Below are 17646 nucleotides of genomic sequence, written 5' to 3'. Positions count from 1 at the left end.
GTGCGGCCCTTGTCATATCCGGAGCGTGCGTATGCAGCGGATACGAAAAACCCTCCGACGGGCACTGCCCGCGGAGGGTTTCGCTTAACCGATGAGATGGCCGGAGCCGGTGGAATCAGTTGGCGCTCAGGTACGGGTCCTTGGCGGCGTCAGCCTTGCCCTTCGGCTCCTTCGAAGGGTCGAAGCCGGAGACGATGTAGACCAGACGACGGGCGGTGGACACGGCGTGGTCGCCGAAACGCTCGTAGAACCGGCCGAGCAGGACCACGTCGATGGTCTGCTGGGTGTTGCCGGTCCAGTTCTCGCCGTTGACGATGTCGAAGATCTGGTGGTGCAGATCGTCGAGCTTGTCGTCGTCGATGATGATCTGCTCGGCGAGCTTCTCGTCGCGGGTGGACAGGGCGGTGATCAGGTTCTGGGTGGTGTTATCCAGGAACGCCTGCATCTGCTCGAAGATGCCGCGGGTCTCCGGCGTCAGCGCGGATTCCGGATAGGTGCGGCGGGAGATCTCGGCCACGTGGCGGGCCAGATCGCCCATACGCTCGAAGGTGGAGGCCAGGCGCAGCGTGGAGACGACCACGCGCAGATCGGTGGCGACCGGTCCCTGCTTGGCCAGCAGCTGCACGCACTGGTTGATCACGCTGGTTTCCAGGGCGTCGATCTCGAGATCGCCGTCGATGACATTCTGAGCTGCCTCAACATCGGACTCAAGCAGTGCCTTGCCGGCACCGAGAATCGCCGTACGCACCTCCTGCGCCATACGATCGAGGTCGTCGGCCACCTGCTTCAGCTCCTCGTTGAAAATAACGCGCATTTTCTCATTGCCTTTCCATATAGTCTGGGTGCAACCGTTCCCATTCTAGGTGAAGACGGCATCCGGCCCGAAACGGACCCGCAGAGTAAACCCCCAGTTGTCTGAGTGTTCATCCCTTTGTTCACTGCACGTTCATCTTTGATGCGTGCCACAATGGGTAACGTGCCTACAGACAGACTCGATGCAGCTTCGATGATGATCCTCGCCATTTTCGGGGTGATGATCATCATCGCGATCTTCGCCTTGATCACTCGGTTGTACAACTCATGCTACCCGTATATCTCGAAATACATCAACACCGACCGCATCGCGCATTGGCGCGCGGTGCTCACCTTCCGCCGGTCGCGCAGAAAACACGATGACGACGAGGACGACGACGAGATGGACTACGAGACCATCCGACTGCTCTCCCTCGTCCCGATGCTCTCCGTGGTGGTGGACGAGGACGGCGAGGTGCTGCGCACCGGTCCGGTGGCCTATCGGCTCGGCGTGGTGGCCGACGACCGCATCGTCAACGACGAGATCGCCCGCATGATCGACGACGTCCGCCAGCACGGCGGCAAGCGGTCGGCCGAGGTGGTGACCCAGACGTGCGCCCAGTTCGTCGGCCCGATGATGGAGGAGGCCGAGGTCCGGGAGCACGGCGACGAATCGTGGCGGGAGGACGCCGCCGAGTCCGCGTCACGGCCCAACTGGCTTGAGGTGACGGTGGGTAAGATGTCCAAGACGATGGTCGTGGTGCTGATCAACGACGTCAGCGAGGAGAAGCGGTTCGCGCAGGTGCGTGACGACTTCGTGGCGAACGTGACCGAACAGTTGCTCAAGCCGACCCGGGAACTGGAGATCCTCGGCCGTGACCTCGAGAACGACGAGGTGGACATCGACCGCATTCTGGTCGGCGCCAGCCGTGTGCGCGGGTACGCCGATCATCTGGGGCATCTGGTGTCGGACCTGCTGCTGCTCATCAAGGCCCAGGGCAAGATCGTGCCCGACGACGAGAACCGGATCGACCTGCTCGCACAGGTGAACGCCGCCGTGAAGACGGTGTCCGCGGAGGCCGAGGCCGATCAGGTGCGTGTGGTGGTCAAGGGGCATGAGGGCATCATGGTCAACGGCGACGCCGACCAGTTGCGCGGCGCGTTCGTCAAACTGGTGCAGAACGCCATCGAATATTCGCCGGCCAGAGCGTCGGTCGGCGTCGCGGTCGCCCCCACCAAGGACGGGCGTCATGCGGTGGTGCGGGTGATCGATCAGGGATGCGGCATCGCCAAGGACGAGCAGTCCCGCATCTTCGAGCGCTTCTATCGCGGCAGCGGTCAGACGGGACGGACCAAGGACGGCGTGGGTCTGGGCCTGGCGATCGTCAAGCATGTGGCGCTGACCCACCGCGGGTCGGTGTCGGTCTGGAGCGCACCGAAGAAGGGCAGTACGTTCACGTTCGTGCTGCCATTGGCCCAGTAAGCGGGGTCACTGCTTCTGATTGGCCAGACGCCGGTAGTTCCAGCGGTTGAAATGCTCCCAGACGAGCAGCAGGATGCCGATGATCATGCCGGCGATGCACACCACCAGCGCACTGACCATATGACGGCCGGCGATTACCAGCGCCAGGCAGATGATGCCCAGCAGCAGCCAGATCGCCGTGCCGATGAAGAACACCTTGTGAAGGTCGACCTGCGCGGGCTTGGGACCCGGCTTGCGCGCGTTTGGGTCGAGAATAGGTGCCAATTTCATAGGCAATACCATACAACTCAGGGTAACCTTGTGTGGGGTCCGTCAGGTCCGTCAGTCGATTCGGCGAGGTGCAAGGGGGAGTCATGGTCCCGATACTACCGGTGCCGAAGTGGTACGCATGGGGATCGTATGACCGTCTGCAGACGATGTTCGGCGCGGCCGGGACGGCAGGTGACGGCCCGATCGATGTCGGTGCGATGACGGGGGAGCCGCTGGCCGAAATGTGGTTTAGCGCGCACGGGCAGCGATCGATGACCTCGGACGTCCTCGTCGGTAGCGCCCGGCGGGGAACAAGGCGGATGCCGCTGGCCGATCTGCTGCGTGGCGACCCCGGTCCGATGCTCGGCGAGACCGCCTCGCGCCACTGGGGGCCGACCCTGCCGTACCTGCTCAAGGTGATCGCGGTGCGCATGCCGCTGTCGCTGCAGGTGCATCCCCTTGACTTCGAAGCCCGCCGTGGATTCCACCGGGAACAGTCGGCGGGCATCCCGCAGGACGATCCGGCCCGGTCGTTCAGGGACATGCAGGGCAAGCATGAGATGGTGGTCGCCCTGGAACCGTTCGACGCCTCCGTAGGGTTCGCGCCGGTGAGCCGGCAGATCCGGGCCCTGCGATCGGTACGGCATCCGCTGGCCCGGGCGATGGCCGACATCCTGCAGTCGGGATCGATGACCGGTCCCGCCGATCGTTCGGCGGTCGGGACGGCGGAGCCGACGATGGCGGTGATCGACCGGATGATGCCCGAATCGGCCCGTGTATGGTCGGAGACGTCGAGACGGGTGTTCCGGGCCTTTGCGCTCGCGGTCATGTACGGGCGCGACGTCGATACGGTGACGGTGCTGCGCGAGGCGGTGTCCCGGTTGGGGGACCATGCCGGGCAGGTCGCCGGGGGCGGGACCGGACTGCCGACTGGGTCGTCTTCCGGATCGCGTTCCGGGGCATCGGCTGCGTCGGAGACGTCGCGGATGCTGGCCAATGCGCTGCGGGCCGCGGAGGCGTTTCCCGGCGACGCCAGCGCCCTGTGTCTGCTGATGATGAATCCGGTGCGTCTGCGCGAGGGGGAGTCGGTGTCCATTCCCCCCGGCACGCCGCACGTCTATATCCATGGGCTGGCCGCCGAGATCATGACGAATTCCGACAACGTGCTGCGTGCCGGGCTGACGGTCAAGCACCGTGACGTCCCCAATCTGCTCCGGTCGCTGAATACGGCGCCGGTCCCTCCCGTCGTGCCGTATACCGTCCGGGACGGTGAACGGCGGGGAGGCGGCGCGCGGAGGCCCGCGCGGTGTGACCCGCATCGGGGGCTGACGCTGTACCATCCGTGCATCGACGAGTTCAGCCTGACCTACGGGCATGTGGAGGCCGGTCGGGTGGCCGACTGGCCGCTGCCGGTGCTGGCGCAGGATCGGCCGCGGATCGTGGTGTGCGTGGACGGCTCCCTGTGCTGCGAGACGGAACGCTCCGACGACGTCCGTCGGATGACGCTTCGTCGCGGCGAGGGCGTGTTCGTACCTGCCGACGACGGTCTGTTGCGCGTGACCGGCGCGGGGAATATGACCGGCGCGGGAAATTCGACCGGCGTTGGGGGCGGGTCGGAGTCGATCGGGCATCAAAAAACCGGTGGAAACCTGCTGATGGCCTCCACCGGCATATAGGTCCTCGGTCCGGAATCGGAATCCGGTGCCTTAGGGCTGAGTGCTCAGTGGTACCGAACACTCAGCGATTGAGTGCTTATCGCTGGGTGTTCAGTGCAGATGCTCCACCACGTAGTCCACGCAGTGGGTGAGCGCCTCCACGTCGTCGGGCTTGACCGAGGGGAATACGCCGATGCGCAGCTGGTTGCGGCCCAGCTTGCGGTATCCCGAGGTGTCCACGATGCCGTTGTCGCGCAGGGCCGACACCACGGCGGATGCGCTGACCGACTCGTCGAGGTCGATCGTGACGACCACGTTCGAGCGGATCGCGGTGTCCTTGACGAACGGCGTGGCGTAATCGGACTGTTCGGCCCAGGAGTACAGGATGCCCGCCGACTTGGCGCAGCGCTTCGTGGCCCAGTCGAGGCCGCCGTGCTCGTTGAGCCATTTCACCTGCTCATCGAGCAGGACCAGCGTGCCGATGGCCGGGGTGTTCAGCGTCTGATCCTTGCGGGAGTTCTCCAGTGCCTTGGTGAGCGACAGGAACGGCGGCACCCAGCGGCGCGCGCCCTCCAGTTCGGCGCTCTGCTCCACGGTGGCGGCGCGCTCGATGGCATCGGGGGAGAGGATGGCGATCCACAGGCCGCCGTCGGAGCCGAACACCTTCTGCGGGGAGAAGTAATAGGCGTCGGTCTGCGCGATGTCGACGGGAAGGCCGCCGGCGCCGCTGGTCGCGTCGATCAGCGTGAGCGCACCCTGCTCCACGCTGCCGCGCACGCGGCGGATGGGCGCCATCACGCCGGTGGATGTCTCGTTGTGCGCCCATGCGTAGACGTCGACGTCCTCGGTGTATTCGGGCAGCGCGCAGGTGCCGTATTCACCTTTATATATAACGGGTTCTTCGAGGAACGGTGCCTTGGCCGCGCTGGCGGCGAACTTGCCGCTGAACGAGCCGTACGAGCCGAAGGCCCCCCTGCGGGCGATCAGCGAGGCACAGGCCATCTCCCAGAAGGCGCTGGCGCCGCCGTTGCCGAGCGCCACCTGCCATCCGTCGGGGATGGAGAAGTAGTCGGCCAGTCCCTCGCGGATGGAGGCGACGACGTGCTTGACCGGCGACTGACGGTGCGAGGTGCCCAGCAGCGTGGTGCCGGCCTGCGCGAGGGCCTTGACCTGCTTGGGGCGGATCTTGCTCGGACCGCAGCCGAATCGGCCGTCTTCGGGCAGTAGGGAAGCGGGAATTTTCACGGATTCGATCATGGTGTCGAGCGTAGTCAGACCAGTGTATCTTCTCGAATAATGAGATCTTCTCCATTTTGGGGATCCGGGGGAAAATCCGATCGCGCCGGATGATCGATGTTGTGCGCAAATGTGACGGAGCGATGGAGTTTTCCTTGGTAAATACTGTATTTCGTCCGGATTTGGCCAGTGGGGACGACGTCGGGGAATCTGGAGGAAAGCTGAAAGCCTGCTTGATGCTTGATGATCGAACTCTACACGGTAGTACCTTCCGATCGGTTACATCAAGTTGCCGTCGCAATATGAGACGGTTATGATGACGACTTGGTAAAAATATCCAAGGAGTGATTCGCAATGAGACATGCGGCTCATAAGGCACGCAATGCCCAGCGCAACGCCGTTGTGGTGAGGATGGGGCATACCCGCGCAATGCGCGACGCCCACACGGCGGCAGCGGTGGAGGCCAACGCTCCTATGGCTGCCCTGGTGCCCGAAGTGGCCCGGATGCTCAACGAGGCGGCGCCGAACACGCGTCGCGCCATCCGTCAGGCCGCCCGTCAGCGGGCCCACAAGAAGCAGTTCGTGACCGCCGGCTCGCTGGCCCTGCTCGCGGCCACGGCGTCGAGCTTCGTCTACGCTTCGAACAACGTTTCCCGTGAGGTCACGCCGCTGGCCGACAAGGCCGAGACCTCGGTGATCGCCAAGGCCGACGCCGTGGCGGCATCCGACGTCTCCACGCAGGAGAACGGCGACGGCGTGATGGTCTCCCGTTCCGAGGAACGTGGCGTCCCCGCCGAAACCACCGTGGCCGACACCTCGGCCGATTGGAGCATCTCTTCGGCCGCCGACACGATCGACACCTCGCAGATGTCGAAGTCGCTGGCCGCCAACCCCCACGTCGCCAAGCTGATGGATCGCGACGCCGGCAGCATTCCCGAGGGATTCAACCCGAATCATGCCTCGGGCGACACCGGCAACGCCTACGCGTTCTCCCAGTGCACCTGGTGGGCCTACACCCGCCGTCAGCAGCTGGGTCTGCCGGTCGGTTCCTACTTCGGCAACGGCGCGGACTGGGCCAACTCCGCCAAGGAGCTCGGCTACTGGGTGGACAACACGCCGCGCGTCGGCGACATCATGGTCTTCCAGCGCGGTCAGGAAGGCGCCAGCTCCGCATACGGCCATGTGGCCATCGTGGAGGCCATCAAGGACGGCAAGGTGATCACTTCGGAATGCGGTGCCACCTACAACGGCAAGTCCTTCTCGCGCACGTTCTCCAATGTGAGCGACTTCCAGTACATCCATTACTGACAGTTCTTTTCGGCGGTTCCTCGGAACCGCTTTTTCGTAGCAATTCCCGATGACGATTCCGATTGTTTCGGACGGTGAGCGAACGATTTACCGTTCGGATGGTATGGTGGTGAACCAATGACACTGACAAAGCCTGTTTCGATTATCGCGGCCGCGGCCGCCGTTGTTTCTCTTTCCGCATTCGTGGCTCCCGCCGCGATGGCGGACGATGCTGCCGTCGTGACCTCCTCGCGTTCCTTCAAAGGACAGGAGTCGCGCACCACGGCGCTGCTCAAGGAGTCGACCTCGACTTCCGTGAAGGACACCACCAAGTACGGCGGCATCGAAAGCCTGAACGTGCCGAAGACCAAGTCCAAGGCCGAGAAGGATGCCGAAGCCGCTGCCAAGGCCGCCGCCGAGGCGGCTCAGCAGGCCGCGCAGGAAGCCGCCCAGCAGGCGGCCCAGCAGCAGGCCACGTCCTCGTACGCCAGCCGCTCCCAGTCTCGTAGCGCCGCCACCGGTACCGGCACCGGTACGACCTCGTCTTCCAACTCTGCGGCCGCTTCCTCGTCGTCCGCCGCCGCGGTCACCGATACCGCCGCATCCACCACGCCCGCCAGCGGCACCGCCACGGCCGTCGTGGAGACCGCACTGCAGTATCAGGGCGCTCCCTACGTGTACGGCGGATCCACGCCGTCCGGCTGGGATTGCTCCGGCTTCCTCATGTACGTGTTCGCCAAGTTCGGCGTCAGCCTGCCCCACAGCTCCGGCGCACAGGCCGCCGTGGGCACCCCGGTCGCCAGCCTCGCCGACGCCAAGCCCGGCGACATCCTCGCCAACAGCACCCACTCCGCCATCTACGTGGGTGACGGCATGATCATGAACGCCCTGAACCCGAGCCGTGGCACGCAGCTCACCCCGGTGAGCTGGGGCTTCCCCGGTGGCAACTACGCCATCCGCCGCGTGCTGTGATCCTCGAGCCGTGATTCTTCGGCTGCCATAACAGCGATAGTCTACAAGCGCCTCTTCGGAGGCGCTTTTTTTCGTCGGTGGCGGTCCCTGATCTGGGCAAGCGGTTGCGCATTGCCGTGCATGGCCATGCCTGTCGGTCCGGTCCGCATGGCTCATACTGCTGACGGCAATATGTGATCTGGCTTACAGAATGGCCGTGCTTACCTTAAAATTCCCTAAAAATCCGCGGTCCGGACGGATCCTGTCGCCTCCGGTGCGGTAGGGTGGGGAAACGATGACATATATGCGTAGGATTGTTTCCATTGCGGCCGCGGTTGCCATGAGCGGCACGCTGATCTCGTTTACGGGGGCCACCGCCTCCGCCGCGGAGGATGGTGCGGTGACCTCCTCCCGTTCCTTCACCCCTCAGAAGACCCGTGACGACTCGCTGCTCAAGGAGTCGACGTCCACCTCCGTGAAGACCGATGACAGCTACGGCGGCATCGAGACGCTCAACGTTCCCAAGACCCAGTCGAAGGCCGAGCGCGACGCTGCCGAAGCCAAGAAGAAGGCTCAGGAACAGGCCCAGCAGAACATCGAAGCCGCCAGCCGATCCTCCGAGCGCAGTGCGCAGAGCACTACGTCGAGCGCTTCCGGCTCCACCGGCGCATCCACGACGTCCTCCTCCGCGTCCTCGTCTTCGTCCACCGACTCCACGTCCGATGAGTCGGCCGCGACTGCGGACTCCGGCGCCGCCGAGGTGAGCGAATCCGACAACACCTTCGTCGGTCGCGCCATGTCGGTGATCGGCTCCGCCTACCGTGCCAGCGGCTACGTGTGGACCGGCAGCACCTCCAGCTCCGCGTTCACCTGCTCCGGTCTGGTCGACTACGCACTCGGCCTGCCGACCAACTCCAATACGCCGGAAGGTCTGTACGCCAAGGTCAGCGGCGCCGGCAACATGAAGCACAGCACCGGTTCGCTCGCCTACGGCGATCTGGTGTTCTTCGACTACGCCGGACGTCATCCCGGCCACGTCGGCATCTACATCGGCAACGGTCTGATGGTCGATTCCGCCGGTAGCGGAGTCGCCGTCCGTGCCGTGAGCACCATGCCGTTCATCGGCGGCGGCGCCCTGAACTAGTCCGTTTCGGCAGTCCTCAGGCCCGTTGCATGGGCCCGATCGCATGCGTTCCACGCCCCAACCCCACACCGGGTTGGGGCGTTTTCATACGTGCATTTCATGATTCCGGGCGTTATCCTAGGAGGTAAGAGCCACGCATAGGCGCGGGGCTCACGGTTTTCCAAGGGGAGGTCATCATGACTGTCAACGAAAAAGCCATTCTTGTTGGTGTGGACGGTTCGGATGCCAGCTACAAGGCCACATGGTGGGCGGCGAACTACGCCAAGCATGCCGGTCTGACTCTGCAGATCGTTTGCGCATATTCACTGCCCAGCTATGCCGCGGTATCGTTCGACGCCACCTACACGGCGATGGGGGACGACAACGTGGCGCACACCGACGCGCAGGAGATCCTGTCGAAGGCCAAGGCCATCGCCGACGAGCAGGGCGTGGAGGCCGCCACGCTGATCGTCACCGGCGACCCGAGCTCCGTATTCGTTGAGCTTTCCCGCAACTACAACCTGATCGTCATCGGCAACCGCGGCAAGGGCGGCCTCGCCGAACGCCTGCTGGGCACCACCAGCTCCAGCCTGCCGGCCTACGCCTACTGCCCGATCGTGGTGGTGCCGTACACCGACGACGACGGCAACCTCATGCACCTGAACAACACCATCACCCGCGTGGTCGTCGGCTCCGACGAATCGAAGTGGGGTCTCAAGGCGCTGGACATCGCCGCCGACTTCGCCCACCAGTGGGGAGCCCAACTGACGGTGCTCTCCGCCGTGCCGAGCTTCGGCGGCATGGGCATGTTCGCGTCCGGCGGCTCCGGCGGCGCCGAGGCGAACAGCATCATGGAATCGTATCTGGAGGATCTCGACGTGCGTATCGCCCCGATCCAGGAGCGCTACCCCGATCTGGTGATCGCCAAGTCGGTGGTGCCCGGTTCCGCGGTCACCGCACTGACCGAGGCCAGCCACAACAACGACGTGGTCGTCGTCGGCTCCCGCGGTCGCGGCGGCTTCACCGGTCTGATTCTCGGCTCCACCAGCCAGGGCCTGCTGCAGCATTCGGTGGGACCGGTCTACGTGGTGCCGCGCAAGTACGTGGAGGCCGCGGAGTCCCGTCTCGACACCGTGCCGGCCTCGCCCGCCGACGTGAGCCCGAAGGCCATCGACGACATCTCCGGCGTGCAGGAGGTCAGCGTGCCGACCGCCGATCCGGAAACCGCCCACTCCATCGAGGCCACGATCGATCCCGAGCACAAGGCGTAACCGCAGGCATCGCCTGCCGATGATACACCGAGCCCCCGCTAGCGGGGGCTGTCCGTCGTAAGACGGACTGGGGGTGGTCAAGTTCATCGTAACGGTGAATGAAAATTCATCATCAAGAACTCGGCCACCCCCAGTCAGCAAAGCTGACAGCCCCCGCCAGCGGGGGCACATGTATGAGAGGTCCTACTCGTCGATGGTGATGGTGAGATCGACCGGGGTTTCACGCTGGTAGGTGTGCTGCACGGTGCAGCCCTTCTCGACGTGGCGACGCACACGCTCCTTGAGGTCATCCACCTGCGCCTTGCGCAGTCCGGCGCCGGAGGCGTCGATGTGCAGTTCCTCGCTGAAATCGCTGTAGGCGTTGTTCTTCTGGTCGGGTGTGCCGTCCACGAAGATCTTCGCGCCCTTGCCCTCGCCCAGCGCGTTCTCGATGGCGAACTGGCTGCTCAGCGCGGCGCATCCGGCCAGAGCCACCTTCATCAGATCACCGGGGTTGAACAGGCCCTTGCCCTTGCCGAACTTGATGTGGGCGCCGTCCTCCGAGAACGCGTCCCAGGAGCCGTCCTTGTTGCGCTCGACCCAAATACGCTTGCCCATGCTTGCCTCCTTGTGCCTAGTAATGCATCGATAACGATGTATTTCCCCTACCAATCTAGTCCATGGGCGCTCGCAAACTCCCGCATGACCACCCAAGTACGCTGACAAGGCAATATGGGGTCCGTCACATCCATGTTGCCGGTTACGTATGCTGCCGGTTAGTATGCGGCCGATCTCCCGTCCTGCCGATCTCCCGTCCTGCCGATCTCCCGTCACGACAATCCTCCCGCCCCGCCGATCGCCCAGCACTGCCGATGGACCCCGATAGACTGGTGCCCATGGCATTGACAGAACAGCAGCTCGCGCACATTCGCAGCATCATCCCCGCCCGTCCGGAAACCGATATTCCCACGCCGTACGAGGATCTGGTCCGCAAAATCCTCGAGCAGGGCACGCTGAAGTCCGATCGCACCGGCACCGGCACGATCTCCCTGTTCGGCCAGCAGATGCGGTTCGATCTCAAGGACTCGTTCCCGCTGGTCACCACGAAGACCGTGTACTTCAAGGGCGTGGCCTACGAACTGCTGTGGTTCCTCAAGGGATCGAGCAATGTGCGCTGGCTGCAGGAGCACAACGTGCACATCTGGGACGAATGGGCCGACGAGAACGGCGATCTCGGCCCGGTGTACGGCGTCCAGTGGCGCAGCTGGCCGGCCCCGACCCCCGAGGACCCGAACCACACCATCGATCAGATCGCGAACGTGCTCGACCTCATCCGCAACCATCCCGATTCCCGCCGCATGATCGTCTCGGCGTGGAATCCGGCCGAAGTGGAGCACATGGCCCTGCCGCCGTGCCACGCGCTGTTCCAGTTCTACGTGGCGGACGGGCGTCTGAGCTGCCAGCTCTACCAGCGCAGCTGCGACATGTTCCTCGGCGTGCCGTTCAACATTGCCTCGTATTCGTTGCTCACCCTGATGCTGGCCCAGCAGGCCGGTCTCGAGCCGGGCGAGTTCGTGTGGACCGGCGGCGACTGCCACATCTACGACAATCACATCGATCAGGTGCTCGAACAGCTTTCCCGCGAGCCGTATCCGTACCCGCGCATCGAGATCCGCAAGGCTGATTCGATCTTCGACTACCGGTACGAGGACTTCTCGCTGATCGACTACCGCCACCATCCGGCGATCAAGGCTCCCGTGGCCGTCTGACGGACTGCCGGACGTCTTCTCTCGTCTTCTCTCACGGTTACGATAAGGAACACTGTCAGCGTAAGGAGTTATGCATCATGGAGCATGATAGTAGCCGCAGCGGCTATCACGAACCCAAGCCCGGTATCGCCGGGCGCTCTGAGGAGGAATGGGAGAACGAGGATCTTCACGACGATGATCTTCGGCCCATCGTGGTGAATCTGATCTGGGCCCAGGCCCGGTCGAAGGACGGTCGCGAGGGAGCGATCGGTTTCGAGGGGACGATGCCGTGGCATCTTTCCGAGGATCTGAAGCATTTCAAGAGTCTGACGATCTCCCATCCCGTGGTGATGGGCCGGAAGACCTGGGAGTCGCTGGGGGAGCGGTACCGGCCGTTGCCCAACCGCGACAACATCGTCATCTCCCATGATGGGCGGTATCGCGCGGTCGGCGCCACCGTGGTGGATTCGCTCGACGCCGCGCTGGACCTCGCGCGTCAGGAGTCGATTCCCGACGACGGCATCGAACGCAACGAGATCTGGGTGATCGGTGGGGCGCAGATCTTTGAGCAGGCTCTGCCGTTCGCCTCGAAGGCCTTCGTCACCGAGATCGACGCGGATTTCGACGCCGATACGTTCGCGCCCGATCTGGCCGCGCTGGTGCATGAGGGCGCGTGGAAGGTGGCCACCGAAACCGGGTGGATGAAGCCGGAGAAGGCGGGCGACATCCGCGGATACCGTTTCGTGAACTACGAGCGCGTGGATCGGTGAGCGTACCGGTCTGCGTCGAGCGGGGCTGCACCGAATGAGCCAAAACGGGCCGAATCAAGCTGAATGAGCGGAAGACGTCGATCAAGGAAAGGTGAGGTATGACCGACGAGCACAGGAACGACGACCACAGGTACACGGTGATGACCGTCTGCACCGGCAACATCTGCCGGTCCCCGATGGGGGAGATCATCCTGCGGCATCTGGTCGAGGAGCGGGGGCTCGGCGACCGGGTGCGCGTGCTGTCCAGCGGCGTAAGCGATGAGGAATACGGCAATCCGATCGATCGCAGGGCGGTCAAGGTGCTGCTTGAGCGCGGATACGAGCTGCCGGCTCATCATTTCGCACACCGGATCACCCGCAAGGAGATCGAGGAGACCGATCTGTTCCTGCCGATGACCGCTTCGCACATGCGGGCGCTGCTACGTCAGCTGCCCGCCGGCAAGCGCGCCGAAGTGCACATGTACCGCAGCTTCGACCCGAACCTGCCGAAGCCGAAGCCCGGCCGCGAGGACGAGATCGATCTGGTGGATCCCTGGTACGGCGGTCCGCGTGAGTTCGAGGTGGCCATCGACCAGATCGAGGAGGTCGCCCCCTACATCGTTGACTGGATCGAAACCCAGTTGCAGCAGTGACGCCACCGGAAGCGCGTTATGGCGTATGGATTTTCCGGTCTAATCCCCTTGTTCTTTGCCTTCCCCTTGAGGGGAAGGTGGCTGACGAAGTCAGACGGATGAGGTGAGGGTGAAGAGTACCGAGACTGGGGGTGGTTAAGTGAAGACTGCCTTGGCTGCCCCCAGTCGCGCGCAGGACGCGACTAACCCTTGTGTTGCTGTCCCCTCATCAGTCAGCCTGCGGCTGCCAGCTTCCCCCGAAGGGGGAAGCCAATGAGCCAAGCCAATGAGCCCACGTCCGGTCTGCTGGACGCGTATGATATGGCGCGCATGATCGGCATGGATGAAACATGTATGAAAAAAGCCCGCACGGGGCGGGCTTGGTGGTGGCTCCGAACGGCGTCGATCCGTTGACCTCACGATTTTCAGTCGTACGCTCTACCAACTGAGCTACAGAGCCAGCGAATAATCGAAGACCCGGATGAACCGGGCCTAGACTATTCAAGCGACTCCGACCGGACTTGAACCGGCGACCTCCGCCGTGACAGGGCGGCGCTCTAACCAACTGAGCTACGGAGCCACAAGTAGTGAACTACTCATGAAACTCAACCTTACGGTTTCGCTTCGTACCCCCGGAGAGAGTCGAACTCTCGTTGTCAGATTGAAAGTCTGATGTCCTAACCGTTAGACGACGGGGGCGAACAACTCGATAGACAATACCGAAGAATGACCGACCGTGCAACATACGGCGTGTCGCGCGGAATGCTGCACGGTCTCAGGCGGTCCTGAGAGCGGTCCCGCCCATGGATTTCGGCCGATCTCGACCGGCCGGTTCGCGATCGGCCGGCGGTGTTACGCGGCCCGGTACGTGAAATCGTGGATCACGCGACCGGCCTCAAGACCCTTCTTCTCGAAGTTGGTGAGCACGCGGCCTTCGAAGCGTTCCGATTCGGCGAAGTCGGCGTGCGGCAGCTGTGCGGCCATGTCGGCCGTGCCCTTGCTTACATGTTCGGTCGGCAGGCTCACCGTCATGCCGCCGACGTTCTCGAAATCGTCCCGTCCATCCATCACCTCATGCACATGCAGGGCATAGTCCTCGATGTCGGTGGCGATGCGCCACACCCCGCCGGACCGCAACGCCCGATGCACCTCGGCGGCCAGCGCGGGCTGGACGATCCGGCGCTTATGATGCTTGGTCTTGGGCCACGGGTCGGGGAAGAACGTCCACACCTCGTCGAACAGTCCGGTTTCAGCGGCCTTCATCAGATCGGGGGCGTTGACCTCGGCCACGCGCAGATTGGACAGACCGTACTTGCCGGCCTTGAGCAGGGCGTGCGCGACGCCGGGGCGGTAGACCTCGAGGGCCAGGAAGTTGCGGTCCGGATTCGTCTGCGCCGCCGCCACGATGTTCTCGCCCTGCCCGGTGCCGATCTCCACGGTCAGGGGATGGTCGTTGCCCCAGGTGCGGATGACGAAATCATGGTCGAACCGGAAATCCGGGTCGATGGACAGCTCACGGTGCTCGTACTGCGGCAGGTTGAGCAGATATTCCGATGCGTAGGCGTCCCAGGCCTTCTGCAGGCGCTTGTCGAGCCTTGAGGACCGGCGGACGAACGACATCAGCTCCCGGCGGCGTCCCGGTCCCGCCGTGCCCGGCATCGCGCCTTCGACCGGCTGCCAATCGGGTGTGGTGGTCTCGGGGCTCGTGGTCTCGGGCGTTGCGGTCTCAGATGCCGTGGTATTCGGGTCGTTCATCAATCCTCCGTTGTCACTGTCATGCGGGTTCGCTGCCATACGGTTCGCTGTCATGCCGCCGGTGCGTTCGCTGCCCGGCGGTGTTTCGTGACCTCCACGATACCGAAGGCGGACGAAGAAAGGCCGCCCGACGAATGCCGGACGGCCTTGCGGCGACTGGTGATCGATCAGTCGATCGAGCTGTCAGCCGATCAGTCGGTCTGCTTCCAATGCTCGACGTCGATATGGTGTTCGGGATTGGCCTGCCATGCCTTCCACGCGGACTCCACGATGTCCTCCACGTTGTACTTGGCGTGCCAGCCCATCTCCTCGTTGATGCGCTTCGGGGAGCCGATCAGGTGCGGCGGATCGCCGGCGCGGCGGCCCTGCACATGCTCCTCGAATGGCAGTCCGGTGACCTTCTTGAGCTCGTCGACGATCTGACGGACGGAGGTGCCTTCGCCGGTGCCGACGTTGAAGGCGTCGTACTTGCGCTCGTCGCGGTCGAGGTAGTGCAGGGCGGCGATATGCGCGTCGGCCAGATCGGAGACGTGGATGTAGTCGCGCACGCAGGTGCCGTCCGGGGTCGGGTAGTCGTCGCCGAAGATCAGCGGGGCCTTGCCCTTCTTCAGGCGGTCGAGCAGCATCGGGATCAGGTTGAGGATGGCCGGGTCCTCGAGCTCGACGGGGCCGCAGCCGGCCACGTTGAAGTAGCGCAGGGCGCAGAAGCGGATGCCGTAGCGGCCCTCGCAGGCGCGGGCCATCCACTCGCCGAACAGCTTGGTCTGGCCGTACGGGTTGATCGGCAGCATCGGCACGACGTCCTCGGGCACCACGTCGACCGGCGGCACGCCGTAGGTGGCGGCGGAGGAGGAGAAGACGAGCTTGCGGGTCTTCTTCGATTCGCTCATGCCGGTGAGCACGTTGAGCATGCCGCCGATGTTCTGCTGGTAGTACCACAGCGGCTTCTCCACGGATTCGCCGACCTGCTTGCGGGCGGCGAAGTGGATGACGGCGTCGACGTCCTCGGCGTCGAGGATCTCGGCGAGGCGCTCGCCGGCGCCCGGCGCGGAGATATCCATGCCGTACAGACGGGAGCCTTCGATGCGGGTGGGCTTGCCATAGCTCAGATCATCCACCACGACTACGTTTTCTCCGGCCTGATGAAGCGCGTGGACCACATGGGCGCCGATGTAACCGCAACCTCCGGTAACCAGAACTGTCATCTCACACCTTTCTGATAGCAACGAGCCGTGGGCAGGGTCGTGCGCATGGGATGCGGCACTTCCTTGGCCGCAGGCACCCGCACATCGAGTGTTCGTTTGTGCTCGTTTTTGTTACTTTTTCGAACATCTTCAGTATAGCGCACGGATCGCGGTTGCGACACCCCTGCGTGAAGGGGGTGTGGCATTGGTTGAAAAGCTTGATTTTGCAAGGATTGGAGACTGTTGCGACACGCCCGAAACAGCGATTGTGTGATTGGACTTGCGTTGTTCTTGATTTCGAGTAATATATTCATTCGTTGCGGTTTTGAGATCGCAGCGGAAATGGCTCCGTAGCTCAGTTGGTTAGAGCGCCGCCCTGTCACGGCGGAGGTCGCCGGTTCAAGTCCGGTCGGAGTCGCTTGAATGGATTGATCAGCCCGGTTCGCCGGGTTTTTTTCAAACCGTTCGCCCTTGGCTCTGTAGCTCAGTTGGTAGAGCGTACGACTGAAAATCGTGAGGTCAACGGATCGACGCCGTTCGGAGCCACCATCAACCCGCGGAATACTCCGCGGGTTTTTTTGTTATCTTCCTTCGATTTAACGGATTATAGTGCCGCATTGGGGTCGCGAACATCGTGCGGCCGTCGATTGGGGGATTCGCCATGGAATTCAACGAAGTCATCAGAAACCGTTACGCATGCCGCAAGTATGACGACCGGCAGGTCGAGCAGCCGGTGCTCGAGCGCATTCTCGACGCGGGTAGGATCGCGCCGACCTCGGTGGATCAGCAGGAACAGCACATCACAGTCATCCGTTCCGACGACGGTCTGGCCACGGTCGACGCCCTGACCGAATGCCGGTATGGCGCCCCTGTGGTGCTGCTGGTCACGTTCGCCCGCAACGACGTCTATACCTATCCCGGTGGTCGATACGGGTCCGGTGTGGAGGACGCCTCCATCGCCTTGACCCATATGATGCTGGCCGCCACGGACGCCGGTCTGGCGAGCTGCTGGGTCAACGCGTTTGACCCGGACAAGGCCCGAAAGGCGTTTGCGGTGCCGGACGGGGAGGAGATCGTGGCCATGCTGGACCTCGGGTACCCGGCCGACGACACCGAACCGTCGGCCAAGCACGCGAAGCGCAAGTCACTGGACGAACTGGTCTCATACCGGTAGTCGGGGAGGACATGGGATGTGCTCGGGATGTGCGACCGATCCCAATATGTGCCCATCCGTGGGCGCGCGGCATTGTCGGTGACGGCGTGGTGTGGCGTGATTCCGCGCTTCGGCAGTGTCGCGGCTCATTCGGCCGATCTCGCACATCCCACTTATCGGGATTCTCGCAACATTTTGGGAACGCTCACAGTTTAACGATCAAATCGGCGGTACGATGAATACCGGTTGTCGAATCCACTGTGGGATGCGGCAAATCCGACGAATGACCAACCACTCAAAGGAGAATACGATGGTCTACAGGATGATTTTCAATCAGACGGCGTACTTCGGTCGCGGTGCGATCAAGGAGATCCCCGATGTCGCCCGCAAGCATGGTTT

General features: G+C 63.5%; 16 protein-coding genes and 5 tRNA genes. 12 read left to right on the top strand and 9 right to left on the bottom strand.

Annotated features, from left to right (window positions below):
• Positions 1 to 115: 115 nt before the first annotated feature.
• The gene (gene phoU / locus CSQ87_RS07735) at positions 116 to 814 is read right to left on the bottom strand and encodes a phosphate signaling complex protein PhoU (protein ID WP_100513304.1); all 699 of its coding nucleotides are present in this window, start codon (positions 812 to 814) and stop codon (positions 116 to 118) included.
• Between the two features lie 162 nt (positions 815 to 976).
• Between phoU and CSQ87_RS07730 the strand changes: the two genes are divergently transcribed.
• Positions 977 to 2275 (top strand): sensor histidine kinase, encoded by a 1299-nt coding sequence (locus CSQ87_RS07730; protein WP_243388887.1) that lies wholly within the window; start codon positions 977 to 979, stop codon positions 2273 to 2275.
• A gap of 6 nt (positions 2276 to 2281) precedes the next feature.
• Here CSQ87_RS07730 and CSQ87_RS07725 read toward each other — a convergent pair whose 3' ends face one another.
• Positions 2282 to 2545 carry a DUF2530 domain-containing protein gene (locus CSQ87_RS07725; protein ID WP_100513303.1) on the bottom strand — a complete coding sequence of 88 codons (264 nt, stop codon included), beginning with the start codon at positions 2543 to 2545 and terminating at the stop codon, positions 2282 to 2284.
• A gap of 83 nt (positions 2546 to 2628) precedes the next feature.
• Here CSQ87_RS07725 and CSQ87_RS07720 point away from each other — a divergent pair, with 83 nt between their 5' ends.
• Complete coding sequence (locus CSQ87_RS07720; protein ID WP_100513302.1) at positions 2629 to 4200, top strand: type I phosphomannose isomerase catalytic subunit; 1572 nt, start codon at positions 2629 to 2631, stop codon at positions 4198 to 4200.
• A 90-nt stretch (positions 4201 to 4290) separates the two neighbouring features.
• Here CSQ87_RS07720 and serC read toward each other — a convergent pair whose 3' ends face one another.
• Entirely contained in the window at positions 4291 to 5436 is a 1146-nt protein-coding gene (gene serC, locus CSQ87_RS07715) for a phosphoserine transaminase (RefSeq protein ID WP_100513301.1), read from the bottom strand.
• A 333-nt stretch (positions 5437 to 5769) separates the two neighbouring features.
• Between serC and CSQ87_RS07710 the strand changes: the two genes are divergently transcribed.
• From CSQ87_RS07710 to CSQ87_RS07695, 4 genes are all read left to right on the top strand, one after another.
• Positions 5770 to 6723: a CHAP domain-containing protein gene (locus CSQ87_RS07710; RefSeq protein ID WP_100513300.1), complete on the top strand. Its 954-nt coding sequence runs from the start codon at positions 5770 to 5772 to the stop codon at positions 6721 to 6723.
• A 117-nt stretch (positions 6724 to 6840) separates the two neighbouring features.
• Complete coding sequence (locus tag CSQ87_RS07705; RefSeq protein WP_100513299.1) at positions 6841 to 7674, top strand: C40 family peptidase; 834 nt, start codon at positions 6841 to 6843, stop codon at positions 7672 to 7674.
• 283 nt (positions 7675 to 7957) lie between these two features.
• Positions 7958 to 8797 carry a C40 family peptidase gene (locus CSQ87_RS07700; protein ID WP_165776795.1) on the top strand — a complete coding sequence of 280 codons (840 nt, stop codon included), beginning with the start codon at positions 7958 to 7960 and terminating at the stop codon, positions 8795 to 8797.
• 176 nt (positions 8798 to 8973) lie between these two features.
• Positions 8974 to 10047, top strand: a complete 1074-nt coding sequence (locus CSQ87_RS07695) for a universal stress protein (protein WP_100513297.1) — start codon at positions 8974 to 8976, stop codon at positions 10045 to 10047.
• Positions 10048 to 10230: 183 nt separating this feature from the next.
• Here CSQ87_RS07695 and CSQ87_RS07690 read toward each other — a convergent pair whose 3' ends face one another.
• The gene (locus CSQ87_RS07690; RefSeq protein ID WP_100513296.1) at positions 10231 to 10644 is read right to left on the bottom strand and encodes an OsmC family protein; all 414 of its coding nucleotides are present in this window, start codon (positions 10642 to 10644) and stop codon (positions 10231 to 10233) included.
• A gap of 278 nt (positions 10645 to 10922) precedes the next feature.
• Here CSQ87_RS07690 and CSQ87_RS07685 point away from each other — a divergent pair, with 278 nt between their 5' ends.
• The 3 genes from CSQ87_RS07685 to CSQ87_RS07675 all read left to right on the top strand — a co-directional run bounded on the left by CSQ87_RS07685 (position 10923) and on the right by CSQ87_RS07675 (position 13176).
• Complete coding sequence (locus CSQ87_RS07685; protein ID WP_100513295.1) at positions 10923 to 11795, top strand: thymidylate synthase; 873 nt, start codon at positions 10923 to 10925, stop codon at positions 11793 to 11795.
• 77 nt (positions 11796 to 11872) lie between these two features.
• On the top strand, positions 11873 to 12544 hold the full coding sequence (locus CSQ87_RS07680; protein ID WP_100513294.1) for a dihydrofolate reductase: 672 nt from the start codon (positions 11873 to 11875) through the stop codon (positions 12542 to 12544).
• Positions 12545 to 12642: 98 nt separating this feature from the next.
• Complete coding sequence (locus tag CSQ87_RS07675) at positions 12643 to 13176, top strand: low molecular weight protein-tyrosine-phosphatase (protein WP_100513293.1); 534 nt, start codon at positions 12643 to 12645, stop codon at positions 13174 to 13176.
• A 363-nt stretch (positions 13177 to 13539) separates the two neighbouring features.
• Here the strand turns inward: CSQ87_RS07675 and CSQ87_RS07670 are convergent.
• The 5 genes from CSQ87_RS07670 to galE form a co-directional block, all read right to left on the bottom strand.
• A tRNA-Phe gene (locus tag CSQ87_RS07670) sits at positions 13540 to 13615 on the bottom strand.
• 46 nt (positions 13616 to 13661) lie between these two features.
• Positions 13662 to 13735 (bottom strand) — tRNA-Asp (locus CSQ87_RS07665).
• A 47-nt stretch (positions 13736 to 13782) separates the two neighbouring features.
• Positions 13783 to 13854 (bottom strand) — tRNA-Glu (locus CSQ87_RS07660).
• Between the two features lie 153 nt (positions 13855 to 14007).
• The gene (trmB, locus tag CSQ87_RS07655) at positions 14008 to 14913 is read right to left on the bottom strand and encodes a tRNA (guanosine(46)-N7)-methyltransferase TrmB (protein WP_423734784.1); all 906 of its coding nucleotides are present in this window, start codon (positions 14911 to 14913) and stop codon (positions 14008 to 14010) included.
• A 188-nt stretch (positions 14914 to 15101) separates the two neighbouring features.
• Entirely contained in the window at positions 15102 to 16115 is a 1014-nt protein-coding gene (gene galE / locus CSQ87_RS07650; protein ID WP_100513291.1) for a UDP-glucose 4-epimerase GalE, read from the bottom strand.
• 323 nt (positions 16116 to 16438) lie between these two features.
• Here galE and CSQ87_RS07645 point away from each other — a divergent pair.
• The 3 genes from CSQ87_RS07645 (at position 16439) to CSQ87_RS07635 (ending at position 17268) form a co-directional block, all read left to right on the top strand.
• Positions 16439 to 16512, top strand: a tRNA-Asp gene (locus CSQ87_RS07645).
• 55 nt (positions 16513 to 16567) lie between these two features.
• Positions 16568 to 16643: transfer RNA gene (locus tag CSQ87_RS07640), tRNA-Phe, on the top strand.
• Positions 16644 to 16755: 112 nt separating this feature from the next.
• Entirely contained in the window at positions 16756 to 17268 is a 513-nt protein-coding gene (locus CSQ87_RS07635) for a nitroreductase family protein (protein WP_100513290.1), read from the top strand.
• The last annotated feature ends 378 nt before the right edge of the window (positions 17269 to 17646 follow it).

The sequence above is a fragment of the Bifidobacterium simiarum genome (genome assembly GCF_002802905.1).
GTDB classification, from domain to species: domain Bacteria; phylum Actinomycetota; class Actinomycetes; order Actinomycetales; family Bifidobacteriaceae; genus Galliscardovia; species Galliscardovia simiarum.
The sequence above is the reverse complement of the archived record's forward strand: the minus strand, read 5'-3'. Positions and strand labels throughout refer to the sequence as shown.